At 56.1% G+C, this 19,493-nt stretch carries 20 protein-coding genes; 14 read left to right on the top strand and 6 right to left on the bottom strand.

Annotated features, from left to right (window positions below; genetic code table 11):
- Positions 1-41 precede the first annotated feature (41 nt).
- On the bottom strand, positions 42-923 hold the full coding sequence (locus IEX96_RS05145) for a YihY/virulence factor BrkB family protein (protein ID WP_188873578.1): 882 nt from the start codon (positions 921-923) through the stop codon (positions 42-44).
- Positions 924-931: 8 nt separating this feature from the next.
- The gene (locus IEX96_RS05140) at positions 932-1,840 is read right to left on the bottom strand and encodes a DnaJ C-terminal domain-containing protein (RefSeq protein ID WP_150005844.1); all 909 of its coding nucleotides are present in this window, start codon (positions 1,838-1,840) and stop codon (positions 932-934) included.
- A gap of 123 nt (positions 1,841-1,963) precedes the next feature.
- Here IEX96_RS05140 and pdxH point away from each other — a divergent pair, with 123 nt between their 5' ends.
- From pdxH to IEX96_RS05110, 6 genes are all read left to right on the top strand, one after another.
- Complete coding sequence (pdxH, locus tag IEX96_RS05135) at positions 1,964-2,551, top strand: pyridoxamine 5'-phosphate oxidase (protein WP_150005845.1); 588 nt, start codon at positions 1,964-1,966, stop codon at positions 2,549-2,551.
- Positions 2,552-2,602: 51 nt separating this feature from the next.
- On the top strand, positions 2,603-3,520 hold the full coding sequence (locus IEX96_RS05130) for a cation diffusion facilitator family transporter (protein ID WP_150005846.1): 918 nt from the start codon (positions 2,603-2,605) through the stop codon (positions 3,518-3,520).
- 85 nt (positions 3,521-3,605) lie between these two features.
- On the top strand, positions 3,606-3,965 hold the full coding sequence (locus IEX96_RS05125; protein WP_150005885.1) for an ArsC family reductase: 360 nt from the start codon (positions 3,606-3,608) through the stop codon (positions 3,963-3,965).
- Complete coding sequence (locus IEX96_RS05120; protein ID WP_229773550.1) at positions 3,962-4,798, top strand: PhzF family phenazine biosynthesis protein; 837 nt, start codon at positions 3,962-3,964, stop codon at positions 4,796-4,798. Before IEX96_RS05125 ends, IEX96_RS05120 begins: the two co-directional genes overlap by 4 nt.
- 6 nt (positions 4,799-4,804) lie before the next feature.
- Complete coding sequence (locus tag IEX96_RS05115) at positions 4,805-5,779, top strand: ABC transporter ATP-binding protein (protein ID WP_150005847.1); 975 nt, start codon at positions 4,805-4,807, stop codon at positions 5,777-5,779.
- Positions 5,776-6,540: an ABC transporter permease gene (locus tag IEX96_RS05110; RefSeq protein WP_188873577.1), complete on the top strand. Its 765-nt coding sequence runs from the start codon at positions 5,776-5,778 to the stop codon at positions 6,538-6,540. Before IEX96_RS05115 ends, IEX96_RS05110 begins: the two co-directional genes overlap by 4 nt.
- Positions 6,541-6,544: 4 nt before the next feature.
- On the opposite strand, the gene IEX96_RS05105 is transcribed toward IEX96_RS05110, so the two are convergent.
- Together IEX96_RS05105 and nadC are read right to left on the bottom strand one after the other, a co-directional pair.
- On the bottom strand, positions 6,545-6,925 hold the full coding sequence (locus IEX96_RS05105) for a DUF423 domain-containing protein (RefSeq protein ID WP_188873576.1): 381 nt from the start codon (positions 6,923-6,925) through the stop codon (positions 6,545-6,547).
- Positions 6,925-7,776 (bottom strand): carboxylating nicotinate-nucleotide diphosphorylase, encoded by an 852-nt coding sequence (gene nadC, locus IEX96_RS05100; protein ID WP_188873575.1) that lies wholly within the window; start codon positions 7,774-7,776, stop codon positions 6,925-6,927. Before nadC ends, IEX96_RS05105 begins: the two co-directional genes overlap by 1 nt.
- Positions 7,777-7,853: 77 nt before the next feature.
- Here nadC and IEX96_RS05095 point away from each other — a divergent pair, with 77 nt between their 5' ends.
- The 3 genes from IEX96_RS05095 to IEX96_RS05085 all read left to right on the top strand — a co-directional run bounded on the left by IEX96_RS05095 (position 7,854) and on the right by IEX96_RS05085 (position 11,325).
- On the top strand, positions 7,854-8,624 hold the full coding sequence (locus tag IEX96_RS05095; RefSeq protein WP_188873574.1) for a cyclic nucleotide-binding domain-containing protein: 771 nt from the start codon (positions 7,854-7,856) through the stop codon (positions 8,622-8,624).
- A gap of 77 nt (positions 8,625-8,701) precedes the next feature.
- A complete protein-coding gene (locus IEX96_RS05090; RefSeq protein WP_150005851.1) occupies positions 8,702-9,580 on the top strand; it encodes a bile acid:sodium symporter family protein in 879 nt (292 codons plus the stop codon).
- Positions 9,577-11,325 carry an N-acyl-D-amino-acid deacylase family protein gene (locus IEX96_RS05085; protein WP_188873573.1) on the top strand — a complete coding sequence of 583 codons (1,749 nt, stop codon included), beginning with the start codon at positions 9,577-9,579 and terminating at the stop codon, positions 11,323-11,325. The genes IEX96_RS05090 and IEX96_RS05085 overlap by 4 nt, the downstream gene beginning before the upstream one ends.
- A 24-nt stretch (positions 11,326-11,349) precedes the next feature.
- Here the strand turns inward: IEX96_RS05085 and IEX96_RS05080 are convergent, their stop codons facing one another.
- Positions 11,350-12,357, bottom strand: a complete 1,008-nt coding sequence (locus IEX96_RS05080) for a TIGR00341 family protein (RefSeq protein ID WP_188873572.1) — start codon at positions 12,355-12,357, stop codon at positions 11,350-11,352.
- Between the two features lie 103 nt (positions 12,358-12,460).
- Positions 12,461-13,099 (bottom strand): response regulator transcription factor, encoded by a 639-nt coding sequence (locus IEX96_RS05075; protein ID WP_150005853.1) that lies wholly within the window; start codon positions 13,097-13,099, stop codon positions 12,461-12,463.
- A gap of 219 nt (positions 13,100-13,318) precedes the next feature.
- On the opposite strand from IEX96_RS05075, the gene IEX96_RS05070 reads away from it, so the two are divergent.
- From IEX96_RS05070 to IEX96_RS05050, 5 genes are all read left to right on the top strand, one after another.
- Positions 13,319-14,575, top strand: a complete 1,257-nt coding sequence (locus tag IEX96_RS05070) for a hydrolase (RefSeq protein ID WP_229773549.1) — start codon at positions 13,319-13,321, stop codon at positions 14,573-14,575.
- Positions 14,576-14,578: 3 nt separating this feature from the next.
- Positions 14,579-15,646: an arginine N-succinyltransferase gene (gene astA / locus IEX96_RS05065; RefSeq protein ID WP_150005854.1), complete on the top strand. Its 1,068-nt coding sequence runs from the start codon at positions 14,579-14,581 to the stop codon at positions 15,644-15,646.
- A 20-nt stretch (positions 15,647-15,666) separates the two neighbouring features.
- Entirely contained in the window at positions 15,667-17,148 is a 1,482-nt protein-coding gene (gene astD, locus IEX96_RS05060) for a succinylglutamate-semialdehyde dehydrogenase (protein WP_150005855.1), read from the top strand.
- A gap of 2 nt (positions 17,149-17,150) precedes the next feature.
- Positions 17,151-18,482 (top strand): N-succinylarginine dihydrolase, encoded by a 1,332-nt coding sequence (astB, locus tag IEX96_RS05055; RefSeq protein ID WP_229773548.1) that lies wholly within the window; start codon positions 17,151-17,153, stop codon positions 18,480-18,482.
- A gap of 429 nt (positions 18,483-18,911) precedes the next feature.
- On the top strand, positions 18,912-19,490 hold the full coding sequence (locus IEX96_RS05050; RefSeq protein ID WP_150005857.1) for a hypothetical protein: 579 nt from the start codon (positions 18,912-18,914) through the stop codon (positions 19,488-19,490).
- Positions 19,491-19,493: the final 3 nt, after the last annotated feature.

The raw sequence follows: 19,493 nt of genomic DNA, 5'->3' as shown, positions 1-19,493 counted from the left end.
CCTTTTTGATCGTTTTCAGTGCCATTTATTCTCGGTGCCAGTCATAGGACCAAATTCTGGTCGATGCCCAAAGGCCCATGATGGCGGGTATAGCTTGCGTTTAAATGTGCGCCCAGAATAAAGGCGCTGGCGATGATATAGACGAAAAGTTGGAAGATCACCACGCCCGCGAGGCTGCCATAGATCACGTCATAGCGATCCGCATTTTTGAGGTAAATGGCCATGCCTTTCCCCAGGATCAGCCAAACCACAACGGTAAGGATTGCCCCCGGTGTGTAATACCGGCGCATGGTGGGAAGGCGCGGCACAAAGGCCTTATAGGCCGTAAGGGTTGCCAAAAACAAAAGCAAAGGCGCGATCAGGTAGCGTGACCATATGTCAAAATCGAAAAAACCGGCAGAGGCCCGCACGCTATCCTGGCTCAGCGAAAGGGTCACAGGGGCCAGAACCAACAAGGACATGGCCAGCAGGATCATCAAGGCCGTGCCCACCACCAGCCCCAGATCCGCTAAAAGCCGACGCCAGAACGCGGCCGCATGTTCCCAGCTGTCATAGGCATGGATAACCGTCTGGCGCGCCGCTTCCACCCCCTGGATTGCGGTCCAAAGGGCAAAAACCATAGAGCCGGTGAGCACACCCCCATGGGAGTTCTGGACGATATTGTTCACCGGCCCGCGTAGGGTTTTGGTGATATTTTGCGGCAGGTTGGACAATAAGAATGCGATGGCATTCTGCCCGGTATCGGTTTGCCCCAAAAGGCCAGAGAGCGAAATCAGGAAGATCAGAAACGGAAAGATCGCCATGGCCCCCAGAAAGGTCATGTTTCCCGCATGTTCCGGTCCGTGATCCGTATAAAAACGCGTCAGTGCCGACCACCAGATTTGGCCGTGTTTCTTGCACTGCGTTTGCCAGAATCCTGCCATATGCGCTCTTAGGTTTCTAAATGGTCCCGCACCGTATAAGGATGGGATTTGGCCCATTTCCCGATGGCCTTTTCCAGATCGCTGTCCACCGTTTTGGGCAGAACGATCTTCAGCGTTACATATTGATCCCCCACTTTGCCTCCGGCCGAAATGCCTTTTCCTTTCAACCGCAAGCGCTTGCCCGAAGACGCACCCTTGGGAACGGAAAGTGTTACGGTTCCGGTGGTTGTGGGAACGGAAATACGCGCGCCCAATACCGCTTCATCAAGGGTGATGGGCAGGTCCAGCAAGATATCATGGCCATCGCGGGTGAAATAGGGATGGTCTTCCACCTCTACTTTCACCAGCGCATCGCCAGCCGGGCCGCCATTGAAACCGGGCTCTCCCTGACCAGATAGCCTTATCTGCTGCCCATCGCGTACACCTGCGGGGATTTTCACATTCAGGGTCTTGCCATTGGACAAGGTAACCCGCCGCGTTGCCCCCAAGACAGCATCGAGAAAGGCCACTTTCAGCTGATAGACAACATTTTGTCCCCGCTGTGTGCGCGGTTTGCGGCTGCGGCCAAAACCGAATAAATCGGCAAACACGTCTTCCGCATCGCCAAAATCCGCACCGCCGGGATGGCCACCGCGTCGGAAGCCGCTAAAACCGCCAGCACCGCCGGGGCCGCCGGCACCATAAGGGGCGCGTTCGGTGCCGTTTTCGTCGATTTCCCCGCGGTCATAGCGGGCACGCTTATCCTTATCGCCTAAAATGCCATATGCCGAGGACACTTCCTTGAACCGCTCGACAATTTTTTCGTTGCCCTTATTGCGGTCGGGGTGCAGTTCCTTGGCCAGTTTGCGATATGCGCGCTTGATTTCTGCGTCATCAGCGCCCTTGGTGACACCAAGTATGGAATATAGATCTTTCATTTTCAGCCTTGATTGTCCGCCTTGTGCGGTGAAAGACATAGGATATGCACAGGCTATGTTAAAGGGCGAGACGTGACTTTCCAAGTGCGGCCATAAGGACCGCGAAAGAAGGAGGATTCTGTGGTGAGCAATCCCGATCCATTTGAGCAATTCGGTCTATGGTTTGACAAGGCCCATAAGACAGAGCCGGATAATCCCAATGCGATGACATTGGCGACGGCCGATCAAAAAGGGTGTCCTTCAGCCCGCACCGTTTTGCTGAAAGAATGGGGTGCGGACGGTTTTGTGTTCTATACCAATCTTCATAGCCGAAAAGGGCAGGAGCTGGCGCAAAATCCACATGTGGCCTTGCTGTTTTACTGGAAAAGTCTGGCCCGTCAGATCCGCATCGAAGGGCGCGCCGAACAGGTGCCGGATGCCCGGGCGGACCGGTATTTCAAAAGCCGCCCGCGTGAAAGCCAGATCGGGGCGTGGGCTTCGGCGCAATCACAGGTCATGCCCGGTGGTCGCGGTGAATTTGAACAGGCCATTCAACAGATCGAGGCGCGCTTTAAAGATATGGAGGTTCCCCGTCCTCCCCATTGGTCGGGTATGCTTGTGCGTCCGAATGCTTTTGAATTTTGGGAAGAAGGCGCATTTCGCTTGCACCATCGCACGGTCTGGGCCGCTGATGGGGCAGGCGGCTGGACCCGTAAAATATTGTATCCTTGACGTTCCGGCCAATGCGGCGCCTTGGCCATTGGGTGAAAAAGACACAGTCTTATGATGCGAGACGATAAAAAACGGGGTCGTTTGATGCGCTTGGCCGCTTTGGCAAGCGTGTCTGTGGGCGCAAGTCTTGCGGCCTTAAAGGCGGTGGTCTGGATCAAAACCGGATCGGTGACCATGCTGGCCTCCTTGGCCGATTCGTCGCTGGATTTATTGGCCTCGATCATCACCTTTGTCGGCATCCGCACAGCTTTGGAACCGCCGGATCACGATCACCGCTTTGGCCATAGCAAGGCGGAAGGCCTGGCGGCCTTGGCGCAAGGGGCCATCATGATCGCGTCTTCGGTGTTTTTGCTGCAGCAATCGGTGCTGCGGCTCTTTGATCCGCAACCGGTGGCCATGGCGTGGAGCGGACTGGCGGTTTCGGTTCTGGCGATTGTGCTGACCCTTGGTCTGGTTCTGTTCCAGCGCTCGGTCATTGCGAAAACCGGGTCTTTGGCGGTGGATGCGGACAGTCTCCATTATACCGGCGATCTGTTGCTGAATCTGGCCGTGATGGTGGGAATCGCGCTAAGCGGCTATGCCGGGATTTTATGGGCCGACGGGCTGTTCGGAGCACTGATCGGGGTATTCATTGGCTATAACGCCTTTTCGGTGGCGCGCCGCGCGGTGGATATGCTGATGGATAAGGAAATGGACGATGCCACGCGGGAGGTTATTTTCAATATCGTTTTGGGCAATTCCGATGTTTTGGGCATCCATGATCTGAAAACCCGCAAGGCGGGCCTGCGTGAATTCATCCAGTTTCATATCGAAGTGAACCCGATGGCCAGCCTGCGTTCGGCCCATCTGGCTGCAACGGAGGTGGAAGCAGCCTTGAGCGAACACTTCCCCGATGCGGAATTTATCATCAAAATCGATCCTGCCGGGTCTGGCAAGCCGAACAAAACGGTGCAGGAACTTCCTCAATGAAGGGGCCTTTTCGCAAGACTCCCTCTGGCCAGCAAGGGCCGTTGCCGCTAAGACGGGGAAAGGCATATGCGTGGGGGCGACATCTATGATCATCCTGTTCGGTCTGAAAAATTGCGATCGCTGCCGCAAGGCACGGAAATGGCTGGATCAAACCGGCGCGGATTATCAGTTTGTGGATGTGCGCGATCAAGGGATCGAAGACGATCTGATCGACCGCTGGATAGATGCGGTGGGCTGGGAAGCGCTGCTCAATCGTCGCGGTACCACATGGCGCGGCCTTGATGAAGAGGTGCGTCAAGCGGTGGATGGACAAAGCGCCCGTGCCTTGATGATGGCCCATCCCGCTTTGGTGAAACGGCCGGTATGGGATCTGGGGACCCGCATTGTGGTGGGGTTTGACGACAGCATCAAATCGTTGATCGGCGCGCCGGAGAGGCAGGCATGACACGCACCATCCGCATCCCGTTTTTGCAAGTTGATGCCTTCACAAAAGAGCCGTTCAAGGGCAATCCCGCTGCCGTCTGTCCTTTGGATGCATGGCTGCCGGACCCGGTGCTTCAGGCCATCGCGCGGGAAAACAATCTGTCGGAAACGGCATTTTTCGTGCCCTCCGATGAGGATGATGCGGATTTTTGTTTGCGTTGGTTTACCCCCATGACCGAAGTGGATTTGTGTGGCCATGCCACTTTGGCATCGGGCCATGCGATCCTGAGCAATCTGCGGGACAAGGGGGAAGCGGTCCGCTTTTCCAGTCAGGCGGGTATTTTGATTGTCACCAAGGACGGGGACCGTTTGTCGATGGATCTGCCCGCGCGCCGGCCCCGTGCTTTGGAGGCTTTGCCCGATACCAACGGAGAGGCCGGAGCAAAAGAGGCTTTCGGGGCTGTGCCTTCGGCCTATTTTTCTGGTGGCCGCGATATTCTGGCCTTGTTTGAAGATGCCCAGCAGGTCCGTGCGTTGAAACCGGACTTTACAGCCTTGAAATCCTTTGGAAAGCGCGGCTTTATCGCCACGGCGCCGGGGGCGGGCGATTGTGATTTTGTGTCGCGCTGCTTTTTTCCCGCTTTTGGCGTAGAAGAAGATCCTGTTACCGGATCGGCGCATTGCGTATCGGCCCCTTTCTGGGCGGATCGGCTGGGGAAAAGCGAGCTGTTCGCCCGGCAGATCTCCCAGCGGGGCGGCGAATTGTGGCTGTCCGTTGCTGAAGATCGTGTGCATATTTCCGGCCATTGTGTGGAAGTGATCGCTGGTGAGATGTCTGTTCCGGAAAGCCTGTAAACCCGAATGACAATGATTGACGTCAAGGCGCTGGTTAAAACCTATCCCGGCCAAGTCGAGGCTGTGCGTGGTATTGATTTTAACGTGAAAAAAGGCCGGATTTTCGGCCTTCTTGGTCCTAATGGCGCGGGGAAATCCAGCACCATCCGCATGTTGGCAACCCTTTCCCGCCCCACATCGGGCCGCATCCGGATCGATGGCAAGGATGCAGCCCTTGATACGGTACAGATTCGCCGCACCATCGGATATGTGGCGCAAGCCTCGGCGGCGGACGCCCATCTGACGGGCCTTGAAAATTTGATGCTGCAAGGGCGTTTGTTCGGCTTGGGTGGGGCGGCTCTCCGGCAACGGGCGGCACATTTATTGGCGTTGTTCGACCTTGAAGAGGCGGCAAACCGCCGAACGAAGGGATGGTCGGGTGGAATGCGCCGTCGCCTTGATCTGGCGATGGGGCTGGTGCACGGGCCGCGTTTGCTGCTTTTGGATGAGCCATCGGCAGGACTGGACCCGCACAGCCGCGCGGTGATGTGGCGCGAAGTGGAGCGTTTGGCGGAAAAAGACGGCATCACCATCCTTTTGAGCACCCATTATCTGGAAGAGGCGGACCGGCTGGCCGACGAGATTGCAATCATCGATAAAGGCAGGATCGTCGCAACAGGCACGCCACATGCTTTGAAGGATCGCTTGCGCGGCGATCTGGTCAGTATCCGTTTGCGAAGCCCGGATTTTGATGAAGATAGCCTTCACGCGGCTTTGGCACCTTTGCCTTTTGCCGTGGATGTGAAATGCAATGGGCCGCAAATCGACCTGCGGGTCGATAATGGCAGCACCGCCATGCCCGCCTTGATGGCGGCGCTTGCGGCCTTTGATTTGCAAGAGGTCAGCATGAGCCGCGCCAGTCTGGATGATGTCTATCTTGCGGTGACGGGAAAGCCTTATGAACCCGTCCATTCCAATGTCGCACAAAAGGTGGCGTCATGACGGCTTTGCGCGATCTTGTGGTTCTGACCCGGCGTTTGCTGATCCACAGCATCAGAATGCCCGCCTTTGTGATTATTTCCATCGTTCAGCCGGTGATCTGGCTGGTGCTGTTCGGGCCGCTTTTCGGGCGCATCACCGCTTTGGGAGGCTTTGGAACAGAAGGTTATGCGGATTTCTTGGTGCCGGGCCTTGCGGTGATGGCGGCTTTGTTTGGCTCTGCCTATTCCGGCATGGCGCTGTTGATGGACCATGACCGAGGTATTCTGGATCGCTTTTTGGTGACACCGGCGGCCCGTGGCGCTTTGATCGGGGCTTATGTGGCGCAATCCGGGGTGGTTGTGATGCTTCAGGCCACGGTGATCGTGCTGGTGGGCTTGTGCATGGGGGCGCAGATGTCCGTGGCGGGTTATGGGGTGATTCTTGTGGCTGCAGCCTTGCTTGGGGCGGGGTTCGGCGCTTTATCCAATGCTTTGGCGCTGCGTATTCCGCGCCATGATGCCATTATTGCCGTGATGAATTTTGTGATTATGCCCTTGGTGTTTTTATCCAGCATGATCATTGCGACAAAAGCCATGCCCGATTGGATCGCCGCTGTGGCACGTTACAATCCGGTGGATTGGGCGGTGCAGATGGCACGCGGCGCGGCATTGGGTGGCGATTGGAGCCTTGTGGCCCAATATGGGGCACAATTGGCGCTGTTTTCTGCAGTCTGTATTCTGTTGGCCGTTCGGGCTTTTCACCGCTTTATGGACAAGGCATAGGCGGTTATTGGCTTTTCAGGCCAGAGATCAATACAAGGCCCCATCCTGCCATCAAGGAAAGCCCGCCCAAGGGGGTAAGCCAGTGCAGCACGCCAAGGCTGCCCGAACCATAAGCGGCGAGCCAATAAAGACTGCCGCAGAATAACAGAATTCCGGCCATCCAAAGCCAGCCCGCAGCGCTTAACAAGGCGATGCTTTGGGGGCTTTTCATAAGGGCGGCCAGTGCCAGAAGCGCCAAGGCATGAAGAAGCTGGAAATTGGCGGCTTGAGTTAGCCAAGAAAGCTGGTCCGGTCCCAATCGGCTTTTCAGCACATGGGAACCGGCGGCCAATGCGGCCACAGCCATCAGGCCATTGGCTCCGGCAAATGCAACAAACCACGTCATCATAAGGCTCCGAAATCAAGGCCGATATCCACCGCGGGCGCACTTTGGGTCAGCCTGCCGATGGAAATACGGTCCACGCCGGTTTCGGCAATGGCCCGCACGGTATCAAGCCGCACCCCGCCAGAGGCTTCGGTGATCGCCCGTCCATCGATGATTGCCAAGGCCTCGCGCAATTTTGGGGGCGGCATATTATCCAGCAACAGGCTGGTGGCTCCGGCGGCCAGCGCCTCTTTTACCTGATTCAGCGTATCACATTCCACTTGGATCTGGCTGTGCCCCGCCTGCTTTGCCGCGGCCACCGCCTTGGTGATTGATCCCGCGACGGCGATATGATTGTCTTTGATCATCACGGCGTCATAAAGCCCCATGCGGTGATTGACACCGCCTCCGCAGGCCACCGCATATTTTTCCATGCTCCGCAGTAAGGGGGTGGTTTTCCGGGTATCCAGAATGACCGCATCCGTTCCCTTTATGGCCTCCACATAACGGCCGGTCAGGGTGGCAATGCCCGATAAATGCTGCACGATATTAAGGGCGGTCCGTTCTGCCGTCAAAAGCCCGCGTCCATTGCCATCAATGCGCAGAATCGGCGCGCCTTCGCTCAGTTGGTCGCCTTCATGGGCATGGGCGGTCAGCACCACATGGGGGTCGCATGTCCTGAAAATCGCGCAGGCAACGGGAAGGCCGGATAAAATCATCGGTTCACGGGCGACCATGGTGGCGCAGAGTTGTGCCGTTTCCGGGATTACCGTTTCGCTGGTAATGTCGCCCGTGCCCACATCTTCCGCCAGGGCGGCGATGAGGAATGTTTCCAGGTCTTTTTCATTGAGCGGGAAGGGAATTTTGCGCATGACCTCTCCTTGGTTCAATGTGTGAAGTGCGATGCTTGTGCTATCTTGTCAATGTGTCTTCTTGGCTAGGAGGATCTATGAAAACGCTTACATTGCCCGCCGGAGAAATCATTTATGAAGAAGGGGACGCCGCCCAAGCGGTTTTTCTGATTGAAGAAGGGGCGGTGGAAGTGTCGCGCCGAACGGGGGATCGGGCGGTGCGCCTTGCGGTTTTTGGCAAGGGTGAAGTGTTTGGCGAAAGTGGTGTGATCCGCAACAAGGTCCATAGCACCACCATGCGCACCCTGACAGATACCGTGCTTTTGTCGGTTACCAAGGCGCAATTCCTTAAATTGTTCAGCGACAATAATCCTTTGGGCCTGCCCATGCTGCGGATGTTGAGCGAACGGTTGGAAAAGGCGGACGAGCGGTTGATTTATGGTGGCACGCGGGGGGATGACAAAGCCTTTTTGGAAAAGGTGGGAGCCATTCGCATCCTGCCCAATAGCGAAGCCATGAGTAAGCAGATCGGGGAAGATGGTATTTCCTTATCAATGCTGCCGTTTCGTGTTGGCAGGCGAGGCAATCATAATGATGGAACAGAGATTTCCGAAGGGTTGTTGTCGCTCCATGCCCGCAATGACATCATCTTGTCCCCCGAACATTTCGAGCTGGAAAAGCGCGATGGTTATTTGATCATCCGCGATTTGGGCAGCCATTTGGGCACCATCGCCAATGGGCAGCATTTGTCGCGCTTTGGCCATGAAGCCACGGCTTTTTTGAAAATGGGCGCCAATGAAGTAACCGCTGGCCCGAAAGGCTCGCCCTATCAGTTCCATATTGTGGCGGAACCGCGCGGGGAAGGATGAACAGAGATTTTTGGCTGCATATTTCGGGAGGTGCCAGCGGCGCGACAGGCTCTATCCTGTGGGATAAGGGAGCATAGATGAATATTTTCACGGCTTATCTGCTGCCAAGCATCGTGGCGCTCATTATGTTTTCCATGGGGCTGGCGCTATCCGTGCGGGATTTTGCACAAGTGGTGCAAAAACCCCGGGCCTTTGCCGTGGGGCTGATGAGCCAGCTTTTGCTGTTGCCCGCTTTGGGCTTTGCCGTGGCATCCTTGTGGCCCATGCCACCCGTTTTGGCGGCGGGGTTGATGATCATCGCCGCTTGTCCGGGTGGGGCCATGTCGAATTTGCTGACCCATTTGGCCCGTGGTGATACGGCATTATCCATTTCCCTGACAGCGGTTATCAGCGGCTTGAGCGTTGTCACCCTGCCATTGGTCGTCGGGTTTTCGCTGCCCTATTTCATGGGAACCAAAGCCCCGCAACTGTCGCTTCTTGGCACCATATTCGGCCTGAGTTTCATGACTCTTGTGCCGGTGTCTTTGGGGATGGCCGTTCGGGCGCTGGTGCCCGGCTTTGCCTTGAAAGTCGAGCCTTTTGCAAGGCGCACGGCGACTGTGGTTTTCGTGATGTTTATTTTTGCCGCCATCATCATGGAATGGCCCACAGTGAGAGCGGAGCTTCCCGCCATTGCCGCGCCGGTGCTGCTTTTGAATTTGGCGGCGATGACACTGGCATATGGCCTTGCCAAAATGGTGCGCCTTGTGCCGGATCGGGTGATTGCCCTGACCCTTGAATGCGGCATTCAAAATGGATCGCTGGCGATGTTTGTGGCCGCAACCTTGCTGGGGAATGACACCATGATGCTGCCCGGTGCGGCTTATGGGCTGTTTATGTTCCCGACGGCTTTCCTGTTTGTGGTGTTTGTTTTGCGCGGTGAACGCCGCCTTGCTTTGATAAAGGCTGAGTTATGACATTGGATCTGAAAATCACGGGCGCCACACTTTATGACGGGTCGGGCGCGGCCCCCATCACCGCCGATATCGGCATAGCAGAGGGTAAAATTGCCGAAGTGGGTCGGGTGACCAGCCCGTCACGGCGCAGCATCGATGCGGATGGGGCCATGGTGACGCCGGGCTTTGTGGATATTCATACCCATTATGATGGGCAGGTGTGTTGGGATGAAACGCTGGCACCAAGCTCGGTCCATGGGGTGACCACCGCCATTATGGGCAATTGTGGCGTTGGCTTTGCGCCCTTGAAGCCCGGTGAACAAGACCGGCTGATCGAATTGATGGAAGGGGTGGAAGAAATTCCCGGCGTTGCTTTAAGCGAAGGAGTGCGCTGGAATTGGGAGAGTTTTGGCGATTATCTGGATGCGGTGGCAGCCATTCCCCACAGCATCGATATTGGCGCGCAAGTGACCCATGATCCCTTGCGGCTTTATGTGATGGGCGATCGCGGCGCTTTGGGCGAGCCTGCAACAGATCAGGATATTGCCCAAATGCGCGCCTTGGCTTTTGATGCCTTGCGGGCCGGGGCTTTGGGGGTGACCACCGGACGATCCGATGTCCACAAAACCACGAAAGGCACGGATACGCCGGCCCGCGATAGCGGATTGGCAGAGCTTTTAGGGCTGGCCGGTGCCTTGAAGGATGCCGGGCGCGGCGTGTTGCAAGTGGTGTCGGATTTCAAGCTGGATAAAGGGGAAGAGGCATTCGGGCCGGAGTTCGATCTGGTGGATGCCATGGCGGATGCGGCGGGGCGGCCTGTGTCTTTGTCGCTTAATCAACGGGACATGGCCCCCAAGCAATGGCAGTGGATTCTGGAACGGGTAGAGGCCGCCAATGCTCGCGGTGTCGATATGAAAGTGCAGGTGGCAGCGCGGGGGATCGGTGTGTTTTTCGGGCTGGAAACCACGCTCAATCCGCTGATGTCCTTTGAAAGCTATCGCCGGATCATGGACAAGCCCTTGGCCGAACGGGTGGCGATTTTGCGCCAGCCGGAAATGAAGGCAAAGCTGCTATCAGAACCGCGTGAGCATTTGTCGGGCACGGATCGCGCCGTGCCGCCCTTGGCCGATATGGTTCTGGATCGGCTGGATTTCTTTTCTTTGCGTATGTTCCGCCTTGGTGATCCGCCCGATTATGAGCCGCCTATGGAGCGCTCGCTTTATTATGAAGCGCGGGAGCGCGGTGTCGGCGTGATGGAAGCAATTTACGACATCATGCTGGAAGAAGACGGCCAGCAATTGGTGTATTTCCCGATCTATAATTATAGCCGCTTCGATTTTTCGGATCTGCATAGCATGATGACCCACCCCAATGCCCTGTTCGGTCTGTCTGATGGCGGGGCGCATGTGGGAACGGTTTGTGATGCCAGCTTCCCCACCTTTTTACTGACCCATTGGGGGCGGGACCGCAGCCGGGGGCCGCATCTGGCTTTGGAATGGCTGATCCGCAAACAAACCCACGATAATGCCCGCCATATGGGCCTGATGGATCGCGGGCTGATCAAACCGGGTCTGCGTGCAGATCTTAATGTGATCGACCATCAGGCTTTGGCGCTTGAAAGGCCCCATATGGTGCGTGATCTGCCCATGGGCGGGAAGCGTTTGTATCAGGGTGCACGGGGATATCTGGCCACATTGGTTGCCGGTGAGCCGATCTTGTTGAACGATCAACTGACCGATGCCCGACCGGGGCGGTTGATACGTTAGGGGCCTTGGCGCTTGGCGAGGAAGTTAAATCTGGGCGCGGAACCAGATCGCGGCAGACAAGATAGCTAGAGAGACGACCCATGTGATGATGCTGTATTTTATGGATTGCCCCGCCGATTTCCGTTCATACCATGTGCGTGGTTTCAGGCCGCTGATCCAGAACACCAATTGCCCTGCAAGATTGACAGAAACGATATTGACCAGCAGTAACAATCCAGCGCTTAGGGCGTAATCGGGCTGTCCTGTGCCCAGCATCACACCTGCTGTCATGGCGGGGGGCAAAAGGGCCACGGCGACCATCACACCCACCAACGCACTGGCCACGCCCGTTGAGACGCTCAGCGCGGCGGCCGCCCCTGATGCCAAAGCCAATGCGATGCTGTCGGCGCCCACATGGGTGCGGCTCATCAATTCGACGCTTTTGAAATCTACGGGGAAAATGATCCCGATGATGACGCCGATGGCGATGGACAGACCCGCGCCGATGGCGGCCACCTTTGCCGCCTGTGCCAGCAGGCTGCGATCCCCCACGGTGGCGGCGAAAATCAGTGCCAGATTGGACCCAAGAAGCGGCGCAATGACCATGGCCCCGATCACCACCGCTACATTGTCTTTCATCAGGCCGATGGCGGCAACGATGGAGGATAAGGCAACCATCAACAAGAAGTTGCTGTCGATGGACAGGCTGCTTGTGATGTCGTTATAGATTTCTTCGCGGCTTTGCATGCGCCGAGCTTGTGCGCGTTCTTTTTGCTCCTCTTCGGGCGGAGCCAGTTCTTCGGGTTTTGGAATGGCCGCTTCCAAAGGCTGAACCAGAATGCGCCAGCCGCTTTCGGATTCCATCGCCTTTTGCAATTTATCCAACACATGCTGGCGCTTTTTTTGCCCCACCAGCATGGTGATTTCGCTTTCTCCATTCTGTTCGACGCCCACATGCCAATCCAGCACATCGTCGCTTTGTGCAAGATCTGACAGTTTTTCGATGCAGTCCTTAGGGGCGCGAAGATGAATCAGGCGAAAATCATCATACATAAAGAAGCACCGCCAGTTTGTTGCGATAAACAACAAGACTGACGGTGCTTTCGGTTCGAGGCAAGAGAAAAGCCGGGTTTGCGGTGTTTGGCCGGGCCGTTGCTCAATAGCCGGAATGGCGCAAGGCAGAGCCATAACGTACCACGGCTTGGGTGCGGTTATTCACCCCCAAAGCCCGGAAGACAGCGTGAATATGCGCCTTTACCGTACCTTCGGCGATGCCGATGCGGTGGGCGATTTCTTTATTGGCCATGCCTTCGGCAACCATCGCCATAATTTCGCGTTGGCGCTTTGATAAATGTTCGGTGGCGCTTCTTTGATCCCACCTGCCCATGCCTTTGTATTTGGAAAGCGGTGCGGCTGTGCCCATTTGCTTGCCGGTGCGGGAATAGGCACCCAGCGCGGCATCACGCACATCGGTGCTATTGGCGTCCCGCGGGAGAATGGTGATGTTTTTATCGGGCGGGGTGGGTGTTTCTGCGGTGTCCTTGTCGCGGAAAACCACGATATGGGCATCGGGCATTACCCGACGAAACAGGCGCAAACACTCACTTTCGTTCAGACCGATAGAACAGGGGTGGATCACGGCCAATGTGGCCGGTGCGTCATTGGTTACGGCAGAGATGAAATCACCGCTGGATGCAACTTCATCAATCTTATCAAATTGCCCTGTGGCGGACAGAATTTCCCGAAGAGAGATTCGGAATAGCTCATAACCATCAATGATCAATGCTCGTGACATTATCTTCTTCCTCTGGCTGTCGTGTCAAAGGCCGCATATTTTCGCGGTCCGTTTTTATGCCCAAGAGTTTAGCACATTCGGCCTTCAGGGGAACCCCCCTTTATCAAATGATACATATCTAAATATTATATTATTGAGTGATATATCTGGCTGTGAGGGCTTGAGCGCCGTTCTGTGCCCCTCTATGCTTGGGAAATTGATAGCAATGGGGAGTGTTTTGTGGGGTTGAAATCAGGGTTGGATATGGCCCCCTATCAGGCCTCTTTGGATTGGATAGACCGCCAGCAAAAGGCCATGGTCCGTCAGGTGGAAGCGTGGTCGTGCGTTAATTCCGGAAGCCACAATCTGCCGGGATTGGCAGATATGGGCGCAAAGGTGACCGAGGCGTTTTCTGCCCTTGGCGGCAATTTTGAAAGCATCGCGCTTCCCCCTTCAAGCCATGTCACACCATCAGGCGATCTGGAGCCTTTGCCTTTGGGGCCGGTTTATCGTTTTCAAAAGCGGCCAGATGCAAAACGCCGGGTGCTATTGACCGGCCATCTGGACACGGTTTTTGCCAAAGACAGCCCGTTTCAGGTGCCGCGCTGGCTGGACGATACGCTTTTGAACGGTCCGGGTGTCGCCGATATGAAAGGCGGCCTGATTGTGATGTTGCACGCTTTATTGGCTGTGGAGCGGTCGGGCTTGGCCGATGATCTGGGCTGGGAAGTGCTGATCAGTTCCGATGAAGAAATCGGGTCCATCGGTTCGGCTGCGATCCTGACAGAGCGGGCGCCGCACGCCCATATTGGCCTTACTTATGAACCGGCCTTGGCGGACGGCACCTTGGCGGGGGCGCGGAAAGGATCGGGGAATTTCTCCATCGTGGTGCGAGGCCGTGCGGCCCATGCGGGGCGTGCCTTCCATGAAGGCCGGAATGCCGTTGTGGCCTTGGCCGAGGTGATTGCGGCCCTTGATGGTCTGAACGGCCAACGGGAAGGGGTTACGGTGAACCCGGCGGTGATCTCCGGCGGTGCGGCCCCCAATATCGTGCCAGACATGGCGGTATTGCGGGTGAATGCGCGGGTGAAAACCCATGAAGATGCCCGCTGGGTCGAGCAGGCACTGGAAGAAATACGCACGCGCATTTCCAGCCGTGAAGGGTATGATCTTATGGTGCATGGCGGGTTCAATCGGCCTCCCAAACCCATCAGCGGGGCCAATCAGGCGCTGTTCGATGTGGTGGCCCGCTGTGGTGATGCTTTGGGGCTTAAAGTGGCCTATCAGGCGACCGGAGGCTGTTGCGAGGGGAATAATCTGGCCGCAGCGGGATTGCCCAATGTGGATACGCTTGGGGTGCGCGGCGGCAAGATCCATTCATCGGATGAATTTGTTCTGGTCGATAGCTTTGCCGAACGGGCAAAGCTTTCCGCTGTGATTATGCTGGGATTTGCGCAGGGCCATTTCGATCAGGCGCTCATGCAGGAAGGGGCCTGATCCATGTTGCTTTTACGGCCTGTTCGGGCAGCCGATCTGTCCGATCTTTATGAATTGTCGCTGTCCACCGGCGGCGGGCTGACCACCTTGCCCGCAGACCGCGATGTTTTGGCGGCGAAGATTGCTTTGTCAGAGGCCAGTTTCCATTCCGGAAGCGATGCGCTTGAAGATGCCTATTATCTGTTCGCACTGGAAGATCTGGCGCGTGGCAAGGTGGTGGGAACATCGGGGATTTTTGCCTCTGTCGGTCAATCGAAACCATTTTACAGCTACCGCATCCTGAAGCTGACGCAGGTGAGCCACCAGCCTGACATGAAGGTGGACACGCAGCTTTTGCAGCTTGTGAACGATTATGCGGGCGCCACGGAATTGGGGACGCTGTTTTTGCATCCCGATTATCGCAAGGGCCATGCCGGGGCCTTGTTATCGAAAGCGCGTTATCTGATGCTGGCGGCCTGTCCCGGGCGCTTTTCCGAAAAAGTAATGGCGGAAATTCGCGGTTGGACCGATGAAAACGGACAATCCCCGTTTTGGGACGCCATCGGACGGCATTTTTTCGGGATGGATTTTCAGGAGGCGGACCATATCAACGGCATGGGGAATAATCAGTTCATCGCCGATCTGATGCCAAAATTCCCTATATATACCAATTTGTTGCCCCAAGAGGCGCAGGATGTGATCGGCAAGCCCCATGATGGGGCGCGTGGGGCTGTGCGGTTGCTTATGGATGAAGGCTTCCGAAATGCGGGGGCGGTGGATATTTTCGATGGCGGCCCCTGTTTCGAGGTGCCGCGCCATGATATCCGCACATTGAGAAAAGCGCGTTCTGTTCGTATCGGGGCGATCGGAACTCTGGATGTTTCGCCGGGTTCGGTGTCGCTTGTTGCCGTAGCGGACATGCCTGATTTTCGCATCATAGCCACGCATATGTCGGAAATGAACGAGGAGCAGGTGGCCATCGGCCAAGAGGCCGCCAACGCTTTGTCGGTGAAAGAGGGTGATGCTTTATTGGTTTCCCCTTTGGTCAACCGAAGAAAAGAAGAGCCGGTTTCGCAAACAACCACATCTTGAATAGAGTGAAAAAGAACAGCATGACACAGGGACGCATTTATATTGACGGTGTTTGGCGGGACGGGTCTGGTCCCTTGCTGGAAAGCCATGACCCTGCCCATGGAACGCTGCTGTGGCGCGGCCATCAGGCTTTGGAGCAGGATGTGGCGGATGCGGTTCGTGCAGCGCGCGGTGCCTTTTCCCACTGGTCGGCATATTCTTTGGATGAGCGTCTGGCGGTGATCCGGCGCTATGGAGATCTGCTGGCCGAGCGCAAGGCGGATCTGGCGCAGATGATCGCCACGGAGACGGGCAAGCCCTTATGGGATGCTTCGGGTGAAGCGGCGGCGATGGCGGGCAAGATTGCTATTTCCATCAAGGCCTATGAAGAGCGCACCGGGCATCGGCAATCAAAAGCGGGCGGGATGCGGCAAGTGCTGACGCATCGGCCTCATGGGGTGATGGCGGTGTTCGGCCCTTATAATTTTCCCGGCCATCTGCCCAATGGCCATATCGTTCCCGCCCTGATTGCGGGCAATACTGTGGTCTTCAAGCCCAGCGAATTAACGCCGGCCACGGCAGAGCTGATGGTGGGGCTGTGGCACGAGGCGGGCCTGCCAAAAGGCGTTCTGAATTTGGTACAAGGTGGCAAGGATACCGGCGTGGCCTTGTCCTCGCATGAGGATGTGGACGGTATTTTGTTCACCGGCAGTGTACCCACCGGCAAAGCATTGCACCGGCAGACGGCGGGGCAGCCGGGGAAAATTCTGGCCCTTGAAATGGGCGGAAACAACCCGTTGATCGTCTGGGATGCCGCGGATATGGAGGCAGCGGCTTCCTTGATCGTGCAATCGGCCTTCATTACATCGGGGCAGCGCTGTACCTGTGCGCGCCGCTTGATTGTGCCGCAAGGAGCCGCAGGCGATAGCGTTGTTGCGGCCTTGGCGGATCTGATGGACCGTATCCGCATTGGCGCGTGGGATGATGCAGAAGAGCCGTTTATGGGGCCGGTGGTCAGCGAAGCGGCGGCCACAAAGATTCTGGATCAAACAGCACAATTGTTGGAGGCGGGGGCCGTTGCCATTCGCCCACCGATCCGGCTCGAGCGCGGTCCGGCTTTCCTTAGCCCCGGTTTGCTGGATGTATCGGCGGTGGCCGATCGCGCCGATGATGAAATTTTCGGTCCGGTGCTACAGGTCATTCGGGTGGCGGATTTCGAGACTGCCCTGAAAGAGGCCAATAATACGCGCTTTGGCTTGGCATCGGGATTGTTGTCAGACAATCGCCGACATTATGAGCAGTTTTATGCGCAGGCAAGGGCCGGGATCGTCAATTGGAACCGGCCATTGACCGGTGCTTCGTCGGCGGCACCTTTTGGCGGGATCGGGGAAAGCGGCAATCATCGGGCCAGTGCTTATTATGCCGCCGATTATTGCGCCTATCCGGTGGCCAGTATTGAAGATGCACAAGATAAGGTGGCGGCGGCGGACTTACCGCGCGGTGTGATGGAAAAGGATGCATAGCCATGGGCGCGCGTGAGTTTAATTTCGACGGGCTTGTTGGTCCCACGCATAATTATGCCGGGTTGTCTTATGGCAATATGGCCGCCACCAGCCATGCCATGCAGATTGCCAATCCCCGCGAAGGGGCCTTGCAGGGTCTGGAGAAAATGCGTCGGCTGATGTCCATGGGGATGGCGCAGGGGATTTTGCCACCGCAGGAACGGCCCCATATTCCCTCTTTGCGGCGCTTGGGCTTTGAAGGCCCTGAAAAAACCATTCTGGAAGAGGCTTATAAAATATCGCCGGAATTGCTGCGGAATGTCAGTTCTGCTTCTGCCATGTGGACAGCCAATGCGGCCACCATCACGCCGGCGGCCGATAGCCGTGATGGCCGGATGCATATCACGCCCGCCAATCTTGTGGCGATGTTTCACCGTTCCATCGAACATCCGGTTACAGGAAGGGTCTTGAAGGCGATCTTCCCGGAAGGGGCGCATTTTTCCCATCATCCGGCCATGCCGGGTGCACCGCAAATGGGCGATGAAGGAGCTGCCAATCATAACCGCTTTTGCGAAGACTATGGGGCCGAAGGGCTGCATATGTTTGTGTACGGGGCGCGGGCATTTTCACGGGAGAATGCCCCCAAACGGTTCCCCGCCCGCCAGACCCTTGAAGCCTCGCAGGCCATTGCACGTCAGCATGGCGTGAAGAACGCAGTGTTCATCCAGCAAAATCCAGAAGCGATTGATGCGGGTGCGTTCCATAATGATGTGGTGGCTGTGTCCAACAAGCAGGTGTTCTTTTATCACGAACAGGCCTTTGCCGATCCCGATGCCATGGAAGCGCATCTGTGCGCTGCGGCCCCTTCTATCCCGTTCCGGTTCATTCGGGTGCCCGCTCGCGATGTCAGCCTTGATGACGCAGTGAAATCCTATCTGTTCAATTCGCAGCTTCTGTCCATTCCCGGCCGGGAAAAGATGACGCTGATCCTGCCGATGGAAGTGGCGGAAACGGCCTCCACCAAGCGCTATGTGGAACAGCTCCTTGAAACGGATGGTTCCATTGGCCATGCCGAAACACTGGATGTCCGCCAAAGCATGCGCAATGGCGGCGGTCCGGCGTGTTTACGGTTGCGGGTGGTGCTGGATCAGACGGCACAGCAGGCTTTGGGTGCCCGGGTGATTCTGGACGATGAATTGATTGATGAATTGCGACTATGGGTCGAAAAACATTATCGTGACAGACTTTCTCCGAATGATTTGCGGGACCCGGACTTGTTGGTGGAATGTCGCACAGCCTTGGATGCTCTGACAGATATGCTCAATTTAGGGCCTGTTTACGATTTTCAACGGTAAAATATATTTTTCCACCATCTTCTCGTTGAAATTTTTGCAAAATCTTTACCATTCAGTGGGATATATTCGTAATCCCGCCGCGATGGCGTATTTTCGCTATCCGGCTTTGTTTGGAAGACATTTTCAACACGATCTCACGAAATTGTGAGCGTCGTATATATTCTGTGGAAAAATATTCTCGTTCACAGTTGTTAAAAAGACGCGTGTCATCCGTCCGTTTTATATAACGGATTGTTCGCGGAATATTGCGATTTTCTGTTGAATTTATTGAATTTTTCTAAATATTTTTGTCTGGGCGATATGCGCGATTCTGCGCGGGGTAAAATATAATTTCAAAAAAATATACCGCGTTAATCAGTTGTTTATGGATTTTTCCGATAGTCCTCTCACGTACTTGTGAACGCTCATATGTTTTTTGGAGGGGCGAGGATGGTGGAGATCACCAATTTTAAAAATTCCGGTGAAATCCGGCGCATTATGCGCGGGGGCTTACTACGCGGAACGGTAGCGGCACTGCTTTTCATTGCAACGCCTCTTACGGCATCGGCGACCAGCGAAAAAGATCTTCAGGTGGCGGCGCGTGCTTTGTCATTTGTATCAAATATGCCGGCAGGATCTGTGGATACGGCGGTTCTTTATGATCCGGCCAATGCGGCGTCGAAAAGCGATGCCGAGGCGATCCATGCCTATCTGGCCGCGCATCCTGCGGCAGGTAAGGCAAAACTGGCTCCGCGTTTGGTGGCTGCCGATGATTTGTCATCGCTATCGTCGGCGAAAGTTGCCTTCATTGCCGAAGGGGCCTCCGCTTATACCGCCGCCATTGCGCAAACCGCGCAATCTTCCGGCATTGTAACCCTGTCATCAGATCTGGCCTGTGTGCAAGGCGGACATTGTGTCGTCGGTATTGCCTCTGCCCCCCGTGTGGAGATTTTTGTCAGCCGTGCGGCCAAAGATGCCGTTGGCGCAAGTTTTGCCTCAGCCTTTTTGATGCTTGTGAGTGAAATCTGAGCC

Source organism: Iodidimonas muriae (assembly GCF_014647255.1).
GTDB lineage: Bacteria > Pseudomonadota > Alphaproteobacteria > Sphingomonadales > Rhodothalassiaceae > Iodidimonas > Iodidimonas muriae.
Note: the sequence above shows the minus strand (reverse complement) of the source record. Positions and strands in the feature narration are given on the sequence as shown.